Below are 25,645 nucleotides of genomic sequence, written 5' to 3'. Positions count from 1 at the left end.
TTTGTTGCACAGTTGTTGTAGACAGGGTCGGGGGACAGGGGGTCGAAATACATTTGAAAGGCGCCGACGCCTGGAGCCGTATCCGTCGAGGAGCGGCCGCGGCGTCGTGCTGCCATTCACAATGCAGATGAAGTGCGTATGTAAGTGCATCTGGACGTTCAGGAAATGCCCGGCACGGGCGGGGTTTTGTTGTGCGCTGTTCCCGTGTCCGGAATTCTAGGAGGGGTTAGACGATGAGTTCGAATTCAGCCACGTCTGCGGACCGAGATCCGGATCTGATTCCGCTTTCCAGGGCGCAGTACGGAATGTGGCTCGCTAACAACCTGCCGGGCGGTCCGAACGTCAATATCGCGCACTACGTCGAGATCGAGGGACCGATAGACTACCCCGCGTTCACCAAGGCGGTAAACATCGCCGCCCACGAATCCGAGTCGCTCGTGGTCCGTGTGGTCGAATCCGCCGGCCACCCCTATCAATTCGTCGATCACAGCTTCGTTTACGACGAACCGTTGCTCGACCTCAGCGCCGAAGACGACCCCTACGCGGCGGCGATGGAATGGATGCGGCGGGACTACAACACCAAGATCGTCGATCTGGCCAGGGACCGGCTCGCCGAGACACGCCTGATCCGGCTGGGCGAGGACCGGTATCTGTGGTACGGGCGCGCCCACCACCTGGTGATCGATGGTTACGGCGCGTTCAACGGCTTGAACCGGGTGGCCGAGCACTACAACGCGCTGCTCGAGGGAAGGCCGCCTGCTCCGCTGGTGGCGGCGCGGCTGGCCGACATCATCGCCATGGAGCAGGAGTATCGCGCCGGCGCCCGATTCGACAAGGACAAGGCGTACTGGCTCGACAAGGTCGCGGATCTGCCGCCGACCACGAGTCTGTCCGGTCGCACCGCCAAATGGAGCGAGGACGATCGCTTCGCCGGCCGGCGGCTGCCGTCACGGCTGACCGCCGGGCTCGACCGTTTCGCCGAGGATCTGGATGCTTCGCCCGCACAGGTGCTCGGAGCCGCTTTTGCCGCCTTCCTGTCCCGCATGACCGACACCGACGACGTCGTCTTGTCACTGCCGGTGACCGGACGGGTGACCATGCGACTGCGCAATGCCGCCGCGATGTTGGCGAACATGGTGCCGATCCGATTCACCGTGGACGCGACGACCACCGTGGAAGAACTCATTCGCGCGTCGGTGTCCGAGTTCGTCCTGGCGATGCGTCATCAGCTCTACCGCTTCGAGGACCTTCGCCGTGATTCCGCCGCCCTGGACCCGGCCGCGACCTCGTTCGGCCCGATCGTCAACATCCTGTTCTTCGATTCCGAGATTCGCCTCGGTTCGGCGGTGGGCCGCTATCGTGCCCTGACCTCCGGCGCCCTGGACGATCTGCAGCTGAACCTCTACCGCTCCGGGTCCGATGCGCCCCTGCTCATCGAATTGCACGGCAATGCCAACCTGTACAGCCATGACGAACTCGACATGCACATCAACCGATTCGTCGACTTCCTGGAGCAGATCATCGCCGCGCCCGTCGACACGCACGTGCTCGACATCCCGCTTGCCGCTTCCGCGGAGCGGCAGCGCATTCTCGGCGAGCTCGCCGGCCGCGACGGCGTGGCGACCACCGCGACGCTCGTCGATATGCTGACCCGGCAGGCCGTGGCCACCCCGTCCGCGGTCGCCGTCACGGCGGGCACGATCGCCCTCACCTACGGCGAGTTGGACGAGCGTTCGAACCGGCTCGCCCGCACGCTGATCGCCCGCGGCGCTGGGCCCGAATCGCTGGTGGCGATCGCGATGCCGCGCGATGCCGACCTGATCGTCGTGGCGTTGGCCGTATTGAAGTCGGGCGCCGGATATCTCCCGCTGGATCTCGCGCACCCGGTCGATCGACTCGACTACGTACTGCGCGATGCCGATCCGATCGCGGTCGTGACGACACGGAGTCTGCGCGAGCGGGTGCCTGGAGATCCGGGCCGAGTGGTGTTGTTCGGCGACGACCGGGAAGTCGAGACCGCGCATCCGATCACCGATGCCGAGCGCCTCCGCCCGCTGCGTCCGGACAACATCGCCTACGTCATCTACACCTCCGGGTCGACGGGGCGGCCGAAAGGTGTGCCGATCACCCATCGCGCGGTGGCCACCTACTTGACGAACGCGTGTGCCGGCATCGGAATCCGCCGCGACGATGTCTGGACACTGTTCCATTCATTCGCTTTCGACTATTCGGTGTGGGAGATTTTCGGCGCGCTGACAACCGGCGGTCGCGTTGTCGTGGTGGACAGCCTGGCCACGCGTTCGCCGGACTACGTGGTGCGACTGGTGGCGCGCGAGCGGGTGAGCGTCTTCAGCCAAACCCCCTCGGCCTTCGATCAATTCGTCACCGCCCGGGGGCGCTACGCGGATGCGGGCGAGCCCGACGGCGCGCTCGGACTGCGGCTGGTCGTGCTCTCCGGCGAAGCGCTCGACCCGGCCGGTTTGTCGACCTGGTACCGGCACAATCCGAATCTGCCCGTGCTGGCCAACAGCTACGGCATCACCGAAACCACCGTGTTCGTCACCTATCTGGAGCTGACACCGGATATCGCCGTGCCGGGCGCGCCGAGCACGATCGGGCCGCCGCTGTCGGGGTTGCGTGTCTACATTCTCGACGAGCACCTGCGCCCGGTGCCACTTGGCGCCTGGGGGCAGCTCTACGTCGCGGGCGGCCAACTGGCCCGCGGCTATCTCGACCGCCCCGGATTGACCGCGGGACGCTTCGTCGCCGATCCGTTCGGCCGCCCTGGCGAGCGGCTGTATCGCAGCGGCGACGTCGCTCGCCGAAATACCGAGGGCGAGTTGGAATATCGCGGTCGCGCCGACCAGCAGGTGCAGCTGCGCGGATTCCGGATCGAGCTGGACGAGATCCGCAGTGCGCTGCTGAGTCACAGCGCGGTCGCGGCGGCGGTGGTCATCGTGCACCTGCCGGGGACGGAAGCGGCTCGGCTGGTCGCGTATGTCGTGCCCACCGACGAAGCGGTCTTCGAACCCGAGGCGGTGCGCGCGCACGTCGGGTCGTTGCTGCCGGAGTACATGGTCCCGGCACACATCGTCGTTTTGCCGGCGATTCCCTTGACCGTCAATGGCAAAGTGGATTATCGGGCGCTGCCCGAACCGGTCATCGATTCGGTCGCGGCGTACGTCGCGCCGAGCACCGTCGCGGAGGAGACCGTCGCCGAGGTCTTCGGCGAAGTTCTCGGTGTCCCGCGGATCGGTGTGCTGGACAACTTCTTCGAACTGGGCGGTAATTCGCTCACCGCGACCAGCGCCGCGGTCCGGATCGCCGAGCTGACCCGCGCCGAGGTATCGGTGCGCGACCTGTTCGCCAATCCCACCGTCGCCCGGCTCGCCGCCCATATCGACGTCGGGCCGCACTACAGCCGCCCCGCCCTGCGGGCACAGCCACGCGTCGAGCCGATCCCGCTGGCACCGGCACAAAATCGGATCTGGCTGATCAATCAGGCGGATCCGACCTCGGCGGCCTACAACATTCCACTGGTATTGCAGCTGACCGGACAGCTCGACGCCACGGCGCTACGTGCGGCGCTCACCGATCTGCTGCGACGACACGAATCCCTGCGCACCGTGTACCCGGCAGTGAATGGTCGAGGCACGCAGGTGATTCTGCCCACCGAGCAGGTCGCCGCCGATCTCGATCCGACCCCGCGAGTCACCGAGCCGGACGAACTGGAGCACCGAATCCGGGAGTTGGCCTCGACCGGCACCGACGTGCGCCGACGTCCGCCGATCCGGATCGCGCTGTTCGCATCCACCGACCGTCGCCGACACACCTTGGTCGTCGTCCTGCATCACATCTGCTGTGACGGATCGTCGTTGCCACCACTCGCAGCGGATTTCGCGGCCGCCTACCGAGCACGGTCTCAGGGATACGCGCCGGACTGGCAACCGCTGAGCGTGCAATACGCCGACTACGCCATCTGGCACCGCGACGTTCTCGGCGACGACAACGACCCGGACTCGCTCGCCGCACGCCAACTGCGGTATTGGACAACGCGATTGGCGGGAATGTCGCGAGTGCTCGAACTGCCCGCCGACCGTCGGCGGCCAGCTCGCCGATCCATGCTCGCCGATGTCGTCGACACCGTCGTCCCTGCCGAGACACGCGCCGGGATAGAGCGGTTGGCGCGCGCGGCGAACGCCACCAGCTTCATGGTCGTACACGCCGCGGTCGCGGTCGTGCTCGCCCGGTTGTCGGGCTCGGCGGACGTCACCATCGGGACGCCGGTCGCGGGCCGGGGTGAGCGCGTGTTGGAACCGCTGATCGGCATGTTCGTCAACACCGTGCCGCTGCGCACCCAGGTCCGCGGCGACGAGCCGTTCGCCGAGTTCCTGGCCCGGGTCAAAGACATCGATATCGATGGCTTCGCCCACAGCGATCTGCCCTACGAACGTGTCACGGAGGTGGTCGATGCGATGCCGTCGGCGGCGCGCGACCCGCTGTGCTCGGTGTACCTGGCCTTCGAGAACATGGACCGCCCGCGCCTGGAACTGTCCGAGCTCACCGTAGAGGTCCTGGATCCGGGACCGCAACCGGCGAAGGTCGATCTCGTCATCACCGTCGCCGAGAACACCAGCGCCGCAGGTGATCTCGGACTACGGATCAACTTCACCACGGACCTGTTCGATCGGGCGACGATCGAGGATTTCGCCGGGCGACTGAATCGGATCCTCGCGTCGGTCGTGTCGAATCCGGACGAGTGCGTCGGTGTGATCGATGTGCTGTCACCGCGTGAGCGAGCCGCGCTGGTGCCCGCGTCGGGCGGCGCTGCCGAGCAGCCGCTGGTGCTGGCGGAGTTGCTGACGGTCGAGAATCCGGACGCCGTGGCGATCGTAGCCGCGGAACGCACGATGACGTATGGGGAGTTGGATGTCCGGTCGAATCAGCTCGCCCGGTTGTTGATCGAGTGGGAAATAGGTCCGGACGACCAGGTCGCGTTGGTACTCGGCCGGTCGGTGGAACTCGTGGTCGGGATATGGGCGACGGCGAAGGCCGGTGCGGCATTCGTCCCGGTGGATCCGCGCAATCCCGCCGAGCGTGTCGCGCTCATGGTCGCGCGGGCGCGGGTGGTGCTGACGACGCGGGCCACCCAGGATCTGTTGCCTCCCACGGCACCCCGGTTGCTGCTGGACGATCCGGCCAGCGAGATCCGCATTGCCGCACAATCTTCCGGCTCCGTGACCGACACCGATCGGATCCGGCCCTGCCGGGTCTCGAATGCGGCGTACGTGGTGTACACGTCGGGGTCGACGGGTGAGCCGAAGGGCGTCACTGTGACGCACACGGGCTTGGCGAATTTCGCCGCCGAACAACGTCACCGCTATCGGATCGACAGTTCCGCCCGGGTGTTGCAGGTTGCGGCTCCTGGCTTCGACGCGCTGGTGCTGGAGCTGCTGATGGCCCATCCGAACGGCGCCGCGCTCGTGGTGTCGCCACCGGAGGTCTTCGCCGGTGACCGATTGGCGGAATTGATTCATAAACAGCGCGTTTCGCATGCGTTCATCACACCCAGCGTGCTCGCGACCATGTCGCCCGACGGTGCCGACTCCTTGCGGGATCTGGTGGCCGGTGGCGAGGCGGTGTCGGCGGAGGTGGCGGCGGTGTGGGGTCCGGGCCGTCGGTTGTTCAATGGTTACGGGCCCACCGAGACCACGATCATGGTCGCGATCAGCGACCCGCTGCGCACCGATGCCCGCGTCACGATCGGTGGCCCGATTCGCGGTGTCGCGGCCCTGGTGTTGGACGAGAATCTGCAGCCGGTACCGGTCGGGGTGACGGGACAGCTGTACCTCTGTGGCATCCACCTCGCTCGCGGCTACCTCGATCGGCCCGGGGAGACCGCTTCGGCGTTCGTGGCCGATCCGTTCGGCAAGCCCGGTACCCGCATGTACCGTACCGGTGACCTCGCCCGCTGGACGCCCGAGCACACGCTGGAATACCACGGGCGCACCGACTTCCAGGTGAAGATCCGCGGCCAGCGCATAGAACTCGGCGAGATCGAAGCCGTTCTCGCCGGGCATCCCGCCGTGGCGGCGGCGGTGGCGGTCAGTGTGGCCACGGAGAGCGGGCCGCGAATCGCTGCCTACGTCACGCCGGCGGCCGAGGCCGTCGACATCGCGCAGTTGCGGACCCACGCCGCACAACACCTGCCGTCGCATATGGTTCCGGACGCGCTGACAATGCTCGACTCGCTGCCGCTGACCTCGGTGGGCAAGGTCGACCGCGCGGCGTTACCCGCGCCGGTATTCACCACCGAGACCGAATTCGTCGCGCCTCGAGACGCGGCCGAGCAGATCGTCGCCGATGTGTGCGCCGCTGTGCTCGGCCTCGATCGCGTCGGCGTGCTCGACAACTTCTTCGACCTCGGCGGCAACTCGCTGTCGGCGACGCGGCTGGCGGCGCGGCTGAGCGCCGTATTCGGCGTCGACGTTCCGCTGCACACCGTCTTCGACGCGTCGACCCTCGCGGCATTCGCGCAAACTCTGAAGGCCATCGAGGCACCCGGTCGAGAAGCGCTGGTCGCGCGGGAGCGGCCGACGCGGATTCCGCTCGCGCCCGCCCAAGCTCGGATGTGGTTCCTCAATCAGTTCGACACGAGCTCGGCGCTGTACAACATCGCGCTGGTCGTGGACATGGCGGGACCACTCGACGTGCGCGCCCTGCGCGCGGCGATCGCCGATGTGCTCAGCCGCCATGAAACGCTGCGCACCATCTATCCGGACAGTGACGACGGACCACACCAGCTGATCGTGCCGGTTCGAGCCGAGATGTCCATGCTCGAGCCGATCGAGGTGGCGGCCGACGATATAGCGGCGCACATCGCCGCGGCCGCCGCGGCCGGATTCGACGTCACCCGCGACGTGCCGTTCCGAATCACGTTGCTGCGCAAGGCCTGCGAGCAGCACACGCTGGTCCTCATCGTCCATCACATCAGCTTCGATGGATCATCGCTCGCACCGCTGGCCGCGGACCTGGTGACCGCCTACAACGCCCGCGTCCGGCAGCGGCCGCCACAGTGGCCACCGTTACCCGTGCAGTACGTCGATTACGCGCTGTGGCAACGTGAATGGCTCGGCGCCGAGGACGAGCCGAACTCCCCGGCCGCCACCCAAATCGAGTATTGGCGCACGGCACTGGCCGATCTGCCCGAAGTGCTCGACCTGCCCACCGACCGGCCGCGCCCGGCCCGGCAATCGTTCCGCGGCGCGACGGTGTCGGCGACGCTGCCCGCCGACCTCGGTCGCGACATAGTCGCGCTGGCCCGCAGCCACGACGTGACAGTCTTCATGGTGCTGCACGCCGCCTATGCCGTACTGCTGGCCCGGCTGGGCGGAACCGGCGACATCGCGGTCGGCACACCGATAGCCGGTCGGGCCGAGCCGGGACTCGAGCGCCTGATCGGCATGTTCGTCAACACTCTGGTGCTGCGCACCCGCATCGAGCCCGGCGCGTCCTTCCTGCAGGTCCTGGAGCAGGTGCGAGCGAGGGATCTGGCCGCTTTCGACCACGCCGACATCCCGTTCGAGCGGATTGTCGAGGTGCTGAATCCGCCTCGCACGACGGCGCACGCGCCGTTGACACAGGTCGGATTCTCGTTCCACAACATCGAGATACCCACCGTGGAGTTCGAGGGCATGACGGTGTCGGCGCGGGCCGCCGATCCGAGTGTGGCCAAGTACGATCTGCATCTCAACCTCGTCGACACCGCGGCGCGCGCCGGTGAACCGGGCGAGATGGCCGTCGAATTCGGTTACGCGACAGATCTTTTCGACGAGGCGACGATCACCTCCATGCTCGAACGCTTCGTGCTGTTGCTACGGGCGATGGTCGCCGATCCCGCCCAGCCGGTCGGCGACGTCGAGCTGCTGACCGCACGGGAAGCGCGCGAGCTCGTCGCGCGAGAGACCGGGCGGAGGACCCCACTGCCGTCGACGACAGTCGCGGACCTGTTCGCCGCCCAGGCCGCGGCGACGCCGGACAACACCGCCGTGCTCGACGCCGAGACCGGCGCGCGGCTCAGCTATCGTGAGTTCGCGGGACGGGTGAACGCGCTGGCCCGCGCGTTGATCGCACGCGGTGTGGGCCCGGAAACCACTGTGGCCGTGGCCATGCGGCGCTCGGTCGACCTTCTGATCACGCTGTATGCCATCCACGCGGCCGGCGCGGCGTACCTGCCCTTGGACCAGGACCATCCGCGCGAGCGCGTGCGCGCCGTGCTGACCGCAGCGCGGCCGAGGGCGGTGCTCACCCGTCCCGGCGACGACGCGAATCTGCCCGGCCACGTTCCGGTATGGACGCTCGCGGATCTCGAGGCCGCGCACGAGGATCCCTCGCCGTTGACCGACGCCGATCGGCTCGAGCCGCTGCGACCGGAGAATCTGGCCTATGTCATCTATACCTCCGGTTCGACCGGGGTACCGAAGGGGGTGGCGATAGCGCATGCCGCGGTGGTCAATCAGCTGCGCTGGCTGCGTGAGCACTACCACCTCGGCGACGACGTCATGCTGTTGCGCACGCCCGTCACCTTCGATCTGTCGGTGTGGGAGTTGTTCTGCCCCTTGGTATCCGGCGCGACAGTGGTTGTCGCAGGCCCCGACGGAAGCGGTGATCCGCATGCGGTGGCCCGGCTGATCGCCGAACATCATGTGACGACAGCCGATTTCGTGCCGTCGCTGCTCTCGGTGTTCCAGGAGACGGCCACCGGCCGCGACTTCCCGGATCTGCGGCGAGTGCTGTGCATCGGCGAACCGCTGCCCACCGAAACCGTCAGGCGATTGCGGGAAGTCAGCGACGCGGGCATCGATAATCTGTACGGGCCGACCGAGGCCGCGGTCAGCGTCACCGCGTACCACGTCGACGGGGTCGACGGGATGAACGGCGCCGCCGTTCCGATCGGTGTTCCCGAGCCGAATGTGATCGTTCACGTGCTGGATTCGCGACTGCATCCGGTACCGGCGGGCGTGACCGGCGAGCTGTATCTGGGCGGCATCCAGCTGGCCCGCGGATACCACCAGCGCCCAGGGCTGACGGCGGCGACGTTCGTCGCCGATCCGTTCGACCGTGCCCGCGGAACCCGCCTCTACCGCACCGGCGACCTGGTTCACTGGGGTAAGGACGGCGCCCTGCACTATGTCGGCCGCGCCGACAACCAGGTCAAGATCCGCGGACTGCGAATCGAGCTGGGCGATGTCGAGGCCGCCCTGCTCGCGCACGAGCAGGTGAGCGCGGCCGTCGCCCGGGTGCGTCCCGGCCGTGACGAGCACCGCTTGGTCGCCTATGTTGTCTCCCCGGAAGCTCTGGACACCAAAAAGATTCGACGCTTCCTGCTGGAGCGGCTGCCGGCGTACATGGTGCCTTCGGCGATCGTCCGGATCGACACCGTGCCACTGACGGCCAACGGCAAGGTCGACTATCGGGCCTTGCCCGAACCGGAGCCGAGCGACCACGAGGCCGGCTACCGGGCACCGCGTTCGCTGGTGGAGCAAGTCGTAGCCGAGGTCTTCGCCGAGTTGCTCGGTCTGCCCGCGGTCGGCGCGGACGACGACTTCTTCGACCTGGGCGGGAATTCGCTGGTGGCCACACGCGCGCTGAGCCGGATCGGGGCCGTCGTCGATGCGACCGTGCCGGTCCGGATGATCTTCGAGGCGCCCACCGTCGCCGAGTTGGCCGAACGGATCGCACAGCTGCGTGGCGTGCCCGCGCTGCCCGACCCGACGCCGCGGCCGAGACCGCCGCGCCTGCCGTTGTCGACGGCGCAGGCCCGCATGTGGTTCCTCAACCAGTTCGATCCGGCCTTGCCCGGTTACGTCGTGCCGCTGGCGATTCGGCTCGAGGGCGCGCTCGATGTCGATGCGCTCGCCGCGGCCGTCGGTGATGTCGTCGCCCGTCACGAGAGCTTGCGGACCATGTATCCGCCCGTCGACGGCATGCCCACGCAGGTGGTGCTGGACGCGGCCGACGTCGTCGCGGGCTTGGATCCGACCCCGCGGCGGATCGCGGAGCGCGAGCTGGTCCCCCGGCTGGCCGCGTTCTCGAGCACCGGGTTCGATGTCTCGAAGGGCGTGCCGCTTCGGGTCGCGCTGTATCAGCTGTCGGATACGGCCTGGGTGGTCGCGGTGGCCGTGCACCACATCAGTTGTGACGGCTATTCGGTGGCACCGCTCGCCGCCGATATCGTGACCGCGTATCGGGCACGGACCAGCGGAAATCTCCCGGATTGGGCGCCACTCACCGTCCAATTCGCCGATTACGCCTTGTGGCAGCGCGAGGTGCTCGGTTCGCCCGACACCACGGACTCGCCCCTGTTCCGCGATATCGCCTACTGGCGAACCCGACTGGCGGGTATCCCCGAACTCCTCGAACTGCCAACCGATCGGCCGCGCCCGGTGGAGCAGTCCCACCGCGGCGCGTTGCTGCGGGTCGAGATTTCGGCCGAATTGCAAGGCCGGGTGGAGGCGTTGGCCCAGCGAGCCAAAGCCACGACGTTCATGGTGGTGCACACCGCACTCGCGGTGCTGCTGTCGCGGCTGTCCGGCAGCGACGACATCACGATCGGCGTGCCGCACGCTGGTCGCGGGCACCGGGCACTCGACCATCTCGTCGGAATGTTGGTCAACACCTTGGTGCTGCGCACCCGCGTCGGGCTCGAGCAGACCGGCACCGACCTGCTGAACGCGGTGCGGCACAACGACATCGAGGATTTCGATCACGCCGCCGTGCCGTTCGAGCAACTGGTGGAGGCGCTGAATCCGGCACGATCGACGGCACACGCGCCGTTGTTCCAGGTGATGCTCGCCTACCAGAACATGGTGCGGGCGCACGTGGAACTTCCTGGCCTCACCATCGAGACCATCGATCCCGGGGACAGCGCCGCGATCTACGACCTGCTGCTGATGATGACCGAGGAGCACGGGCCCGACAACGAGCCGAGCGGCATGACGCTGCGCCTGACCTACGCCACCGACCTGTTCGATGCCGACTCCGCGCAGCGTTTCGCCGATCGGTTCGTGCGCCTGCTGGACGGTCTCGCGACCGACGCCGATTCGCCGATCGGCGCTATCGATCTGCTCGATGCCGGAGAGCGGCAGCTGGTGCTCGACCACTGGAACGACACCGGCGACCCCGCCTCGGTCGGCCGGACCCTGGTCGACGCCTTCACCGACCAGGTCGAACGCACCCCTGAGGCCCCGGCGATTCGGCTCGCGGACGGCGAGGCGCTGTCCTACCGGGAGTTCGCCGACCGCGTCAACCGGTTGGCGAGGCGGCTCATCTCCTGCGGCGCAAGGCCGGAAAGTATTGTGGCGGTCTGTGTTCGGCGTTCGATCGAGCTGGTCACCGCACTGTATGCGGTGGTCGAGGCGGGTGCCGCCTTCCTACCGATAGACCCGGACCAACCGAGTGCGCGCATCGCCAGTGTGCTCGGCACGGCACGTCCGCTGCTGGTGCTCACCACCTCGGCAGACGACTATGGTCTGCCCGCCGGTTTCGACTCCGTTCGCATCGATCGACTCGAACTCGCCGAAGTGTCCGGCCTCCCGATCACAAACGCGGAACGGCTCGCGCCGCTGCGGCCGGAGAACGTGGCCTACGTGTTGTTCACCTCCGGCTCGACCGGGGTTCCCAAAGGCGTATCCCTGACCCACGCCGCGACCACGAGTCAATTGGCGTGGGCGCAGCAGCAGTGGCCGCACACGGCGTCCGATACGGTCCTGCACAAGACGCCGATCACCTTCGACATCGCCGTGTGGGAGTTGTTCTGGCCGTTGCAGGTCGGCGCGCAGATCGTGGTGGCCGAACCCGACGGGCACCGGGACCCGGCCTACCTCGCCGACCTGATCGCGAGCCGTGACGTCAGCACGGTGCACTTCGTGCCGTCGATGCTCGAGGTCTTGCTCGAATCCGAGGGCGATACCGAATTACGCTCCGTCCGACAGATTTTCGTCGCCGGTGAGGCGCTGGCACAGCACACCGTCGACGCCGCACTGCGCGTATTCCCCGAGGCCGAGGTGGTGAACTGGTACGGCCCGGCCGAGGCGGAGGTGGTCACGGCCGCGCGCTGCCTGCCGGGTGCGCGGACCTCGGCGACGGTCCCGATCGGCGCGCCCGTGGCGGGGATGCGGGTCTACGTGCTCGACAAGCGGCTGCGACCGGCGCCCGTCGGGGTCGTCGGTGAGCTGTACGTCTCGGGTGTGCAGGTGGCGCGCGGATACCACGCGCGAGCCGACCTCACCTGCGCAGCCTTTCTCGCGCACCCGTTCGGGGCGCCCGGGGAGCGGATGTATCGCACGGGTGACCTGGTGCGGTGGACGCGCAGCGGTGAGCTGGAATACCTGGGCCGCAGCGATTTCCAAGTGAAGGTGCGCGGTCAGCGGGTGGAACCGGGCGATATCGAAGCGGCGGCGTGCGCGCTGCCGGAGGTGGCCCGTGCCGCGGTCGTCGCGACCTCCGAACGCATCGTCGCCTATGTGACGCTGGCGCCCGCGGCGGTGACCGATGGGCGCACGATCCGCGAGCGGCTTTCGCGACTGCTGCCGTCGTATCTGGTACCGGCCAGCGTCGAGGTGCTCGACGTCATGCCGCTCAGCTCGAACGGAAAACTCGACCGCGCCGCCTTGCCGGCGCCTACCTTCGACGACGGCGAGGAATTCGTCCCGGCACGCACCGAAAGCGAAGCAGCACTGGTCGATATCGTCGCCGCGGTCACCGGTGCCGGGCAAGTGAGCGTGCGGGCGAACCTTTTCGAAATCGGTGTGGACTCCCTGTCGGCCGTTCGGATCGCCGCACGGTCCGAGACAGCGCTCGGCGTCGAAGTCGGCATCCGGGACATCTTCGCGGAACCGACGATCGCCGGTTTGGCGGCACGGCTGGCGCAGCGGCCGCGGGCGGCGCTGATTCCGCTCGCAGCGCGGCCACGCCCGGCGACTGTCCCGCTGGCAACGGCGCAACGCCGGTTGTGGTTCATCAACCAGTTCGACACCGCCTCGGCGGCCTACAACATCAGTTTCACGGCCCGGTTGACCGGCGCGCTCGACGTCGAGGCGCTGCGCGCGGCATTCGGCGATGTGGTGGCTCGGCACGAACCGTTGCGGACGGTGTATCCCCCAATCGGCGGCGAGCCATGTCAGGTCGTGCGGGATGTGGCGCAGGTGGTCGACGGCTCGGCGCTGGACCCGGAGCCGGTCGCCGACGAGACCGTGCTGGCCGAGCGGATACAGCAGACCGTCGAGATGGGCTTCGACGTCGCGCACATGGTGCCCCTGCGAGCACGGCTGTATCGGACAGGCCCCGACGCGCATGTCCTCGTGCTGGTCGTCCATCACATCGCCGCCGACGGCGCGTCGATGGCGCCGTTGGCGCGCGATATCTTCGCCGCCTACCACGCGCGCGTGCAAGGCTCTGCGCCGCAATGGAAACCCCTGCCGGTTCAGTACGCCGACTACGCGTTGTGGCAGCGGGAGATCCTCGGCGCCGAGGACGATCCCGCATCGATGATCGCGCGGCAGATCCCCTATTGGATCGATACTCTCGGCGACGCCCCCGAGTTGCTCGACCTGCCGACCGACCACCCTCGGCCCGCGACCATGTCGATGGTCGGCGGCAGTGTCCGCTTCGACATCCCGCAGCGGCTGCACGAGGAGGTCGTGCGGCTGGCCCGTCGCGAGGGCGTGACCGTCTTCATGGTTCTGCACGCCGCGCTCGCGATCGTGCTGGCGCGCACCGCGCATACCGACGACGTGTCGGTCGGTACACCGGTCGCGGGCCGTGGCATCCCGGCGCTCGAGGACCTGGTCGGCATGTTCGTCAACACGGTGGTGCTTCGCACGCCGGTCCGCGACGACCGGTCGTTCCGGCAATTCGTGGCCGAGTTGCGCGACATCGACCTCGAGGCGCTCGCGCACGCGGATCTCCCCTACGAGCGATTGGTCGATGTGCTCGACCGGCCACGGTCGACGGCTTACACGCCGCTGTATCAGGTGCTGTTCGGGTTGCAGAACACCGCGGCTGCCGGTTTCCAGCTGTCCGACGTCGATGTCGAAGTGCTCGATCCCCATGTCGCCCAAGCCAAGACCGACCTCACGGTGTTGCTGAACGAACGCCTCGACGGTACCAGACCGGCCGGGCTCGATGGTGAAATCGTCTATGCGACAGATCTTTTCGTGGAGACTACGGCAGCAGCGCTGGCCGAGCGGTTCGTGTCTGTCTTGGACGCGGTCGTCGCCGATCCGGCCCGGCCGATAGGCGAGGTGTCACTGATCGGTGACGAGGAGGCCGAACGGCTGCTCCCCGCGCGCGGCGGTGACGCCCCAGCGCCGCGTCTGCTACCCGATCTGCTCGCCTCGGCCGTGGCGACGACTCCCGGGGCGATCGCCCTGATCGACGGCACCCGCACGCTCAGCTACGGCGAGCTCGACCACTGCGCCAACCAGCTCGCGGCGCAGCTGCTTTCCTGGGGCGTGGGTCCGGGGACGTGCGCCGCACTGGTCGTGCCGCGCTCGGCCGACTACCACGTCGCGATGTGGGCGATCACGAAGACCGGCGCCACGTTCGTGCCGGTGGACCTGCGTTATCCGCCGGAGCGGATCGCATATCTGCTGGATGATTCCGGTGCCGAGGTCGGCATCACCGTCGCGGCCGCGCGGCCGTCCCTGCCGGATGGCGTCCGCTGGTTGATACTCGACGACCCGGGCACCGCCTCCGAGATCACCGCGCGTCCCGGCCATGCCGTGTCGGACGCGAATCGCCCTCGCCCTCTTCGGATCAGGGATACGGCATACGTGATCTACACGTCGGGGTCGACCGGGACACCGAAGGGTGTGATGGTCACCCACGAGGGGCTGGCGGCCTTCGCGGCCGAGCAACGTGAGCGTTATCAGGTAGCGGCCACCTCGCGCGTGCTGCAAGCCGCGGCGCCCGCGTTCGACGCGGTACTGCTCGAAGCCTTGATGGCGCATGCGGCCGGTGCGGCGTTGGTGGTGTCGCCGCCGGAGGTGCTGGGCGGCCCGGCCATGGCCGAACTGATCCGGGCCCATCAGGTGACGCATGCGTTCCTGACACCGAGTGTGCTGGCGACGATGTCGCCCGGCGAGGTGGATTCGGTGCGGATGCTTGCGGTCGGCGGCGAAAAGGTGGCACGGGATCTGATCGCCGCCTGGGCGGCCGGGCGGCGGCTGCACCACATCTACGGCCCGACCGAGACGACGATCGTGATCACGATCAGCGACCCGGTGCAGCCGGGAGAGGTGCTCACCATCGGCGGACCGATTCGCGGTGCCGAGGCGGTGGTATTGGACGCGAGGCTGCGGCCGGTGCCGATCGGAGTGCCGGGGGAACTGTACTTCTCCGGAGCCGCACTTGCTCGCGGTTACCTGAATCGGCCGGGGACGACGGCAGGTTCGTTCGTGGCGAACCCGTACGGTGCGCCGGGTTCGCGGATGTACCGGACTGGCGACATCGTCCGCTGGACCGCGCAGGGCACGCTGCAGTACGTCGGCCGCCTCGATTTCCAGATCAAGATTCGCGGCCAGCGCGTGGAGCTGGGCGAGATCGACGCCGCGCTGCTGACCCATCCGGCGGTCGCCACCGCGGTCACCGTGAGTCGAGAAGGCCCCGGTGGGCGCCCGGTGCTCGCCGCATACGTCACGGCCGAACCCGCGACGGTCGTCGAACCGAGCGCGGTGCTCGATCACTTGGCCGCCGCCCTGCCCGCACACATGGTGCCGGCGACGATCGCCGTGCTCGACCACCTGCCGCTCACCTCGTCCGGCAAGGTGGATCGGGAAGCATTGCCCGAGCCGGTTTTCCAGACCACCGAAGACGTCGCCGTCGCCGCGTCGAACCCTCTGGAACACACCATCGCCGACGCCTTCGCCGACGTCACCGGTGTGTCCACGGTGGGGGCGACGACCTCCTTCTTCGCGCTCGGCGGCGACTCCATCATGTCGATTCAGCTGGCCGCGCGCCTGAAGGCGGCGGGGATCACCGTGACGGCCCGGGATATTCTCGAGCACAAGACGGTTCGCGGGCTGGCGCGGGTCGCGCAGACCGCCGAACGGGCGAGCCTTGTCGAGCTGCCCGGCGGTGCGGTAGGCGATCTTCCGTGGACGCCGATCGTGTCCTGGTTCGTCGAGTGCCTAGGGGCGCCGGCTCGGTTCGCGCAGTCGATGCTGGTACGTCTGCCGCGTGACGCACGTATCGATGACGTGGTCTCGACCGTACGGGTGATCATCGAACACCATGACGTGCTGCGGTCGCGGCTCGATGGGCAACGCTGGGAGGTGCCGCCACCGAGCGCCGCCGAGGCCGCCGATTCCGTCTCGATGCGAACCTTCCGCGCCGACGAGGCTCCGGGCAGCGCCGGTTTCACCGCCGTGGTGGAAGCGGCGGCCGCCGCGGCATACGACCGGCTCGATGTGGTGGCGGGCAGGCTGGTACACGTCGTGTGCCTGCTGCCCGAGTCCGGTGTGGACGCCGAGGGCCGGGCACTGATCGTCATCCATCACTTGGCCGTCGACGCGGTGTCGTGGCGAATCCTGCTGCCCGACTTCGTGTCCGCTTGGCAGCAAGTCGTTCAGGGCCGGGCGGTCGAACTGGCGGCTCCGGGGACCTCCATGCGTCGGTGGGCGCACGCCTTGACCGCCGCGGCGGCCGAGCGAACCGGGGAAGTCGAACTCTGGCAGCGGATCGCTTCGGCATCGGATCCGCTCCTCGGGCGTGCGGAGCTGGATCCCACGCGGGATACACAGGCGACCGTGCGTGGGCTGACGGTGTCGCTCCCGGTCGAGGTGAGCTCGCCGTTGCTCGACGAGGTGCCCCGCGCCGTGCGCGGCAGCGTCGAGGAGGTGATACTGGCCGCGCTCACCGTGGCGCTGACTCGCTGGCGTAGCCGTCGCGGCGACGCGCACGCGGGCATGAAGGTCCTGTTGGAAGGTCACGGTCGCGAAGAGCAGCTCGCCGCGGGCGCCGACCTCTCGCGAACCGTCGGCTGGTTCACCACCCGCTATCCGGTCGCGCTCGAGCTGAGCGACATCGATCCAGCGGACCTGCGCGCGGCGGTGAAATCGGTCAAGGACCAGCTGCGCGCCATCCCGGACAAGGGCATCGGCTACGGCCTGCTGCGCTATTCGAATCCCGGCACGGCCGACCTGCTCGCCGCGCTGCCCGAACCGCAGATCAGTGTCAACTATCTCGGCCGGGTCGGCGTCGACCTCGCGACACTGTCGGATCTGCCGTGGGTACCCACCGACGAGTCCTTCGACCGCCGAGCCGCCTTCGATCCGGATATGCCGGCGGCGGCGGTGCTCACGATCGATGTGAACGTCATCGACGGCGCTGCCGGGCCGCGGCTTTCGGCCTACGTCGGCTACGCCTCGCGGCTGCTCGACCACGACGACGTCGCCGAACTCACCGGCGAATGGGTCGATGCCATGACCGCGATCGCGGCGCTGGCGACCGAGGATTGGGGGCTGTCGCGGACCGATGTTCCGCTCGTGGACCTCACCCAGCGCGAACTGGACGAGTTCGCCGACCGGTACGGACCGTTGAGCGAGGTGTGGCCATTGGCGCCGCTGCAGGCGGGGCTGCTGTTCCACGCCGAGATCGCCGCGGGCGGGATCGACGTCTACCTCGCGCAATCGGCGCTGACCCTGACCGGCGCGGTCGACGAGGACCGGCTCGAGCGCGCCGCGCGGGCCCTGCTCGACCGCCACCCCAACCTACGGGCCGCCTTCACTCGCACCGCGGAAGGCGTTGCGGTGCAAGTGATTCCTACCGCTACGGCGGTGTCGTGGCGCAGCATCACGCTGTCCGGGGACGCGGTGGGCCTGAACGAGGTGATCGACGCGGAGCGGGCCACCGGATTCGATCCGGCCGATCCCCTACTGCTGCGGTTCCTGCTGATCACGGTGCGCCCGAACGAGTTCCGGCTGCTGGTGACCGCGCATCACCTGCTGCTCGACGGCTGGTCGTTGCCACTGCTGTGGCGTGAGCTCATCGGGTTGTACGCCGCGGACGCCCAGCAGCAGTCGCTGCCCGCTGCCGCGTCCTACCGCGACTACCTGGAATGGCTCGGGCGCCGTGATCGCACCGCGAGCATCGAGGTCTGGCGAGACGCGCTACGCCACGTCACCGAGCCGACACTGATCGCCGGTGCGCACACCGAGACGTCCGCGACCATCCCGATCGATCTGACGATCGATCTCGATCACGATACGACAGCGGAGTTGGCGGACTTCGCCCGCGCACACTCGGTCACGATGGCGACGATCGTGCAGTTCGCGTGGGCAGTGGTGGTGGGCGACTTGCTCGGCACCGACACCGTGGTGTTCGGCAGCACGGTGTCCGGCCGCCCCGCCGACGTGCCCGGGATCGAGTCGATGATCGGTCTTTTCATCAACACGATTCCGGTCGCCGCCGACGTCCGCCGGGACCGGACCATCGCCGAAACGCTGACCCGACTGCAGGCCGACAACACCCGACTGCTCGACCACCACTATCTCGAACTGCCGCAGATCCTGGCGGCTGTGGATGCCGTCGCCCTGTTCGACACCCTCGTCGTGTTCGAGTCCTACCCGGTCGACAGCAGCGGACTCGGCGATGCCGACGTCGACGGGATGCGAGTGATCGCGGCGGACGGCCGCGACGCCGCGCACTATCCGATCACCGTGCAGGCACACCACACCGATTTTCTGCGGGTGCGCCTGCGTTATCAGCCGGATCACATCGACGACGAGACGGCGTCCGGTCTCGCCGCCCGGTTCGACATCGTGCTGCGCGCGATCGCGACCGATCCGTTCGCGCGGCTGGATTCGGTGGATCTGCTGTCGGCAGCCGAGCGACGCGAGCTGGTGCCCGCGACGGGCGGCAGTCCGGAAACGCCGCAGCTCGCTGCCGAGTTGTTCGCCGCGGGCGTGCGAGTGAATCCCGATGCGGCGGCGCTGCTTTCGGGTCCGCGCACGATGTCCTACGCCGAATTGGACGCCCGCTCGAACCAGCTGGCGCGGCAATTGATCGAGTGGGGCGTCGGCCCTGGCGATCAGGTCGCGCTGGCGCTGGGGCGGTCGATCGAGTTCGTCACCAGCCTGTGGGCGGTGACCAAAACGGGTGCGGCGTTCCTGCCGATCGATCCGCGCAATCCGGCAGAGCGTGTCGCGCATCTGATCACGGACTCCCGCGTGCGGGTCGCGCTCACCGCCACGGCGTCCCGGGATCTGCTTCCCGACGTGGTGCGCCCGCTGGTCCTCGACGATCCGGACACCGAGGCCGCCATCGCGGCGAAGTCCGCGGCGGCCGTCACCGACACCGAGCGCTCGCGGACGCCACGGATCCAGGACACGGCGTATGTCATCTACACCTCGGGATCCACCGGGATTCCGAAGGGCGTCGAACTCCCCCATGCGGGGCTGGCGAATTTCGCCGCCGTCCTGCGTGATCGCTTCGGTGTGGATACCCGGTCGCGTGTGCTGCACGCCGCGAGCGTCGGTTTCGACGCGATGTTCCTGGAAGTTCTGCTCGCGCACACCAGCGGCGCAGTGCTGGTAGTCGCGGAGCCGGACGCGTTCGCCGGGGACGAGTTGGCCGAACTCATTCGCACGCAACAGATTTCGCACGCGTTCCTCACTCCGAGTGTGCTGGCCACCATGACGCCGGCCGGGATGGATTCGTTGCGTGTGCTGATGGCGGGCGGCGAGGCGGTGACACCGGAGTTGATCTCGGTGTGGGCGCCGGGCAGGCGGTTGTCGAACGGATACGGACCGACCGAGACCACGATGCTGGCCGGGATCAACGACGCGTTGCTTCCCGGTGATGTGGTGACGATCGGCGGGCCGATTCGTGGCGTCGAGGCCGTCGTCCTCGATCGGTGGCTGCGGCCGGTGCCCATCGGGGTGGTGGGCGAGTTGTATCTCGCGGGCATCCAGTTGGCCCGCGGGTATCTGAACCGCCCCGGCGCCACCGCCGGGTCGTTCGTGGCGAATCCGTTCGGCGCGCCGGGCTCGCGCATGTACCGCACCGGCGATCTGGCCCGCTGGCGCACCGACCGCACCGTGGAGTATCTCGGTCGCCGCGATTTCCAGGTCAAGATCCGCGGTCAACGCATCGAACTCGGCGAGATCGAAACCGTACTGTCCGACTGTCCCGGCGTCGACCACGCGGCGGTCGTGCCGCGCGCCGATGTGAGCGGCACCGATCGGCTCGTCGGCTATCTGGTCGGCGACAGCCACATCGATGTGAACGCCGTCAAGGCCGCGGCCCGGCGGCGCCTGCCCGCGCACATGGTGCCCGATCTGCTCGTGCCCTTGACCGAACTCCCGCTCACCGCGACCGGCAAGCTCGATCGGGCGGGACTACCGGCACCGCGGTTCCCCGACGAACGGGAACGGATCGCCCCGCGCACCGAGACCGAACAGCGCATCGCGGATGTCTTCGGCGAAGTCCTCGGTATCGGCGCGGTCGGCGCGACGGACAGCTTCTTCGACCTCGGTGGCAATTCGCTCTCCGCGACGCGGGCGGTCGCGCGATTGCGCACGGCACTCGAGGTGAACCTCGGTATCCGAGACCTCTTCGACGCACCGACCGTCGCCGAGCTGGCCGCGCGTCTCGGCGAAGCCGAGCGCCGGCTCGCCGTGCCGCTGACACCGCGCCCCCGCCCGGCGCGGGTGCCGCTGTCCCCGGCCCAGCAGCGCATGTGGTTCCTCAACCAGTTCGACACCTCGGTCGGCGGCTACAACATTCCGCTGGTGATCCGGTTGCGCGGCGAACTCGACATCGATGCGTTGCGGCAGGCGTGCGCGCTGGTCATCGACCGGCACGAGTCGCTGCGCACCAAGTTCCCACTGATCGACGGAATGCCCGGGCAGGTCATGGTCGACACCGCCGAGGTGGCGCCGGCGCTGAGCCCGATCCGGGTCGACGAACGGCAGGTGCTCGAACGAGCGGCGGCCGTGGTTTCGGCGGGCTTCGATGTGACCAAGGCGCCACCGGTGCGAGCCGAATTGTTCGCCCTCGACGAACGCGATCACGTGCTGGTGATCTGCGTGCACCACATCTGCTCCGACGGTCAGTCGATGATGCCGCTGGCACGGGATGTGGCAGTGGCCTACGAGGCGAGTCGGCAAGGGAGGCAACCGGACTGGCCGCCCTTGCGGATCCAGTACGCCGACTACGCGTTGTGGCAGCGCGAGGTGCTCGGTGCCGAGACCGATCCGGATTCGCTGGTCTCCCGGCAGCTGCGATTCTGGACCGACAACCTCGCCGGTGTGCCCGAGCTGCTCGAGCTGCCGACCGATCTGCCGCGGCCGCCGGTCGCCTCCATGCGCGCCAGCACGGTCGACTTCGAGCTGTCCGCCGAGTTGCATGTCCGCATCGAGGCACTCGCACGCGCGGCCAACGCCACGGTGTTCATGGTCCTGCACACCGCGTTGAACGTACTGCTGGCACGGCTGGCCGGTGTGGACGATGTGGCGATCGGCACCCCGGTGGCCGGTCGTGGCGATCGCGAACTCGACGAGCTGATCGGCATGTTCGTCAACACGCTGGTGTTGCGGTCACGGGTGTCGGCCCGGCAGCCGTTCGAGGAGTTGCTCGCCGCCACTCGCGAGACGGACCTGGCCGCGTTCGCGCACGCCGATGTGCCGTTCGAGCAGGTCGTGGAGGTGGTGAATCCGCGCAGGTCGACCGCGCACATGCCGCTGTATCAGGTGACCCTCGACGTCCAGGATCTCAGCGCGGCCACGTTGGAACTGCCGGGGCTCACCGTCGAGCCGATCGAAGCAGGCTTCGACCAGGCCCGCGCGGATCTGAACGTGAAACTCGTCGAACAGTTCGACGCCGGGGGCGCACCGAGCGGCATGGCCTGCCGCTTGACCTTCGCCGCCGATCTGTTCGTCGAGCAGACGATGTCTCGTTTCGCGCGCGCGTTCAGCCGAATCCTCGAGCAGGCGACCGCGAATCCCGCTGTCGCGGTGGGCGATATCGAGATCGTGGACCCCGACCAGCGACACGAAGTGCTCGCGGCCGCCGGAGTCGACGGCGGTCCGGTCGCGGAAGTGAGTCTGGCCGAGCTGTTCACCGCCCAGGTCGCCGCCCAGCCCGATGCGATCGCGGTCACCGACGGCGTGTCGCAGCTGAGTTATGCCGAGTTGGACCGGCGCGCGACCCGGCTCGCGGTTCGGCTCGCCGAACACGGTGTGGGCCCGGAAACCCTGGTGGCGGTGGCATTGCCGCGCTCCCTCGATCTGGTCGTCGGGCTGCTCGCGGTGGTGCGCGCGGGGGCGGGATATCTGCCGCTGGATATGGCCAACCCTCCGCAGCGTTTGCGGTTCATCCTCGATGACGCGCGTCCCGCCGCGGTATTGACATCGGCCGAGTCGGCGACGGACATACCGGAATACGCGGCGCCGACGGTCCTGATCGAAGCGGCCCCGGACCTGGTCGCGGACCGCCCGCTACCCGCGGCCGCGCGGCCGGACAACCTCGCCTATGTGATCTACACCTCGGGGTCGACCGGTACGCCGAAGGGAGTGGCCGTCAGCCATCGCGAAGCTGTCACGCTCTTCACCCACGCCGCCGAGCGATTCGACCTGCGCCCCGACGACGTGTGGACGCTGTTCCATTCCTACGCCTTCGATTTCGCGGTGTGGGAGATGTGGGGCGCGCTGCTGAGCGGGGGCCGCGTGGTCGTCGTCGACTACGCCACCTCCCGGTCGCCGGAGGCATTCGTGGAACTGGTTGCGCGGGAGAGCGTCACGGTGTTGAGCCAAACACCGTCGGCGTTCTACGGATTCGTCGACGCCGAGCGTCGATACCGCGAATCCGGATGCGGCTGCGGCGATCTCGCGCTGCGGTATGTGGTCTTCGGAGGCGAGGCGCTGGATGCGGCGCGGTTGACCGGATGGTTGGCCGCACACCAGCCCGGATCGCCGCGATTGGTCAACATGTACGGGATCACCGAGACGACCGTGCACGTGACCTTCGCCGAGGTCGACAGTCCGGACGCCGCCGGGATCGGCACGCCGCTACCGGGGCTGCGGGTTTACGTGCTCGACGACCGGCTGCAAGCGGTGCCGGTCGGTGTACGTGGCGAAATCTATGTCGCCGGAGGGCAACTCGCGCGCGGCTACCTGCGAGCGCCCGCGTCGACGGCGAGCCGCTTCGTGGCGAACCCGTTCGATCCACACGGCGGGCGATTGTATCGCACCGGCGATGTCGGGCGCTGGCACGAGACCACCGAGGGGCTCGAATTGACCTACCTCGGCCGTGCCGACGCGCAGGTGCAGTTACGCGGGTACCGGATCGAACTGGGCGAGGTGGAGTCGGCGCTGCTGCGCCATCCTGCGGTGTCGCGGGCCGCAGTGGCGGTGCACCGCCACGAGCGCGACGTGGACCAGCTGGTCGGCTACGTCGTCAGCAGCAATGGGCAGCGGCTCGATCCGGGGCAGGTCCGCGCGGGCGCCGCCGAAGTGCTGACCAGTTACATGGTGCCCTCGGTGGTCATGGTCTTGCCCGATCTGCCGCTGACGGTCAACGGCAAGCTGGATCGGAAAGCGTTGCCCGCGCCCGATTTCGAGGGATCGGTCCAGCGGTACGTCGCGCCGCGCACGCACACCGAGAAGGTGCTCACCGAGGTGTACGCGCGGGTCCTGGGTGTGCCGCGGGTCGGGGCGACCGATGGGTTCTTCGACTTGGGCGGCAATTCACTGCTGGCCACCATGGCGGTGACCGAGTCGAGTGCGCGCGGAGTGACCATCGAGTTGCCCTGGATGTTCGAGGATGCCACGCCGAGAACCTTGGCGCGCCGGGCCGACGACGCGGACGGCCACTCCGGGCTGAAGGTGCTGCTCGCGCTGCGTGGGAGCGGAACAGAACCTGCGGTCTTCGCCGTGCACCCGGCGGGCGGCCTGGCGTGGTTCTACGGCGGCCTCGTCGAACATTTGCATCCGGATCGGCCGGTGTTCGGGTTGCAGGATCCCCACGTCGTATCCGGCGAGCCGGATGCGCGGTCGGTCGACGAGTTGGCCGACCGGTATGTGGCCGAGATTCGCCGCGTGCAACCGGCGGGTCCGTACCACCTGCTCGGCTGGTCGTTGGGTGGTCAGATCGCGCACGCCATGGCGGTCCGGCTGCGACGCGACGGCGACCTGGTCGGCATGCTGGCCCTGCTCGACTGCGCGGCCGACGCGCCGCCGCAATCGGCGCCGACCGACCAACCCGCACCGGGACAGCTGATGGCCGATCTGCTCGGTGGCTGGCGAGAGCTGTTCGGCCTCGACGACGACGTGCAGGCGGGCAGTCATGAACAGGCTTGGCACATCATCCGCGATCAGGTGGTCGCGACGGGCTTGTTCAGCGCCGAGCAGACCGATCGGGTGATGGAGAGCTTCCGGACCGCGAGCCAGATATCCGCCGCGCACCGGCCCGAGGTGTTCGACGGCGACCTGGTGTTCTTCACCGCCGGGAAAGACCACCCGGACCACGACGGGCTCGTCCACACATGGCGGCCCTACGTCAGCGGAGAGGTGCACAACGTCGTCGTGGACGCCCGTCACCTCGAGCTGAGCCATCCGCATGCCCTGGCCGTCATCGGCCCCGTCCTGGAGAGGTTCATGGAACAATGCTGACCACAGCTTTGCAGCAACTGCGGCTCGACGACGGCAGAACGGTGACCTGCACCAGTCCGGCCGAGGCCCGCATGTTGTGGGGTGAGACGACCTCGGCACACGGGTTCTACCGGCGGGCAGCCGAACACCTTCGACCCGGCGATATCGCCCTGGACATCGGCGCGAACATCGGCCTGACCGCGATGATGTTCGCCGATATCTGCCCCGGAATCCAGGTCATCGCCGTCGAGCCCGCGCCGATGACCTATCGCTGCCTGGACCGCAACATCGCGGCGCATGTCCCGGCCGGGCTCTCCCTGGAACTCGCGGTCGGCGCGAGCCCGGGTACCCGGGCGTTCACCTGGTACCCGCGCGCTTCGGCGAACTCCGGTTTCTTCGCCGACCGCGAGGCGGACGATCAAGCCACCCGGATCTATTTGCGCAACTGTGGCCTGGACGACAAAGCCATCGGGCTCATCACCAACGGGCTGCACGAAGGCGTGCCTTTGCAGGTCGAGGTCACCACCGTCTCGGCAATCCTCGACGAACACTGCCGCGACCGGGAGATCGGCTTGCTCAAAGTCGATGTCGAGCGCGCGGAGTTGGATGTCTTGCGCGGCATCACCGACACGGACTGGCGACGTATTCACGCCGTCGTCGCCGAGATCCACGACATCGAAGATCGCCTACGAGAAGTCCGCGAACTGTTCGATCAGCACGGCATGTCGGTGCAAGCCCAGCAGGATCCACGCTTGGTCGGAACCGAAATACACGAGGTATTCGCGACCAGACCGCGCGCCGCCTGATACCAATCACGTGCCACGCCACTACTCGAAGGAACGGTAGGCTGCTCGAGGTGACCGGACGATAGGTGGCATGAACGCGAGCCACCGCGTCGTCGCCGCCTTCCCCGATGTCGAACGATCCGGCATTCATCGAGGTCGTTCGACGGCGACGGCGTTGTAGGGCGTGGCGGGGGAAGGCGGTGTCGTGAA

Annotated in this window: 2 protein-coding genes; both read left to right on the top strand. The window is 68.2% G+C overall.

The window, feature by feature from the left end; translation table 11 throughout:
- Window positions 1–233 precede the first annotated feature (233 nt).
- Window positions 234–24,671, top strand: coding sequence for a non-ribosomal peptide synthase/polyketide synthase (locus ABZV58_RS25340; protein WP_355002628.1), 24,438 nt, complete (start codon window positions 234–236; stop codon window positions 24,669–24,671).
- A complete protein-coding gene (locus ABZV58_RS25335) occupies window positions 24,665–25,456 on the top strand; it encodes an FkbM family methyltransferase (protein WP_355002627.1) in 792 nt (263 codons plus the stop codon). Before ABZV58_RS25340 ends, ABZV58_RS25335 begins: the two co-directional genes overlap by 7 nt.
- Window positions 25,457–25,645 lie beyond the last annotated feature (189 nt).

The sequence above is a fragment of the Nocardia sp. NPDC004654 genome, assembly GCF_040609595.1.
GTDB lineage: Bacteria > Actinomycetota > Actinomycetes > Mycobacteriales > Mycobacteriaceae > Nocardia.
The sequence above is the reverse complement of the archived record's forward strand: the minus strand, read 5'-3'. Positions and strand labels throughout refer to the sequence as shown.

Bases quoted from the DNA above. Each gene is read 5' to 3' on its own strand.
- ABZV58_RS25340 (WP_355002628.1), top strand. From the start codon at position 234: ATGAGTTCGAATTCAGCCACGTCTGCGGACCGAGATCCGGATCTGATT.
- ABZV58_RS25335 (WP_355002627.1), top strand. From the start codon at position 24,665: ATGCTGACCACAGCTTTGCAGCAACTGCGGCTCGACGACGGCAGAACG.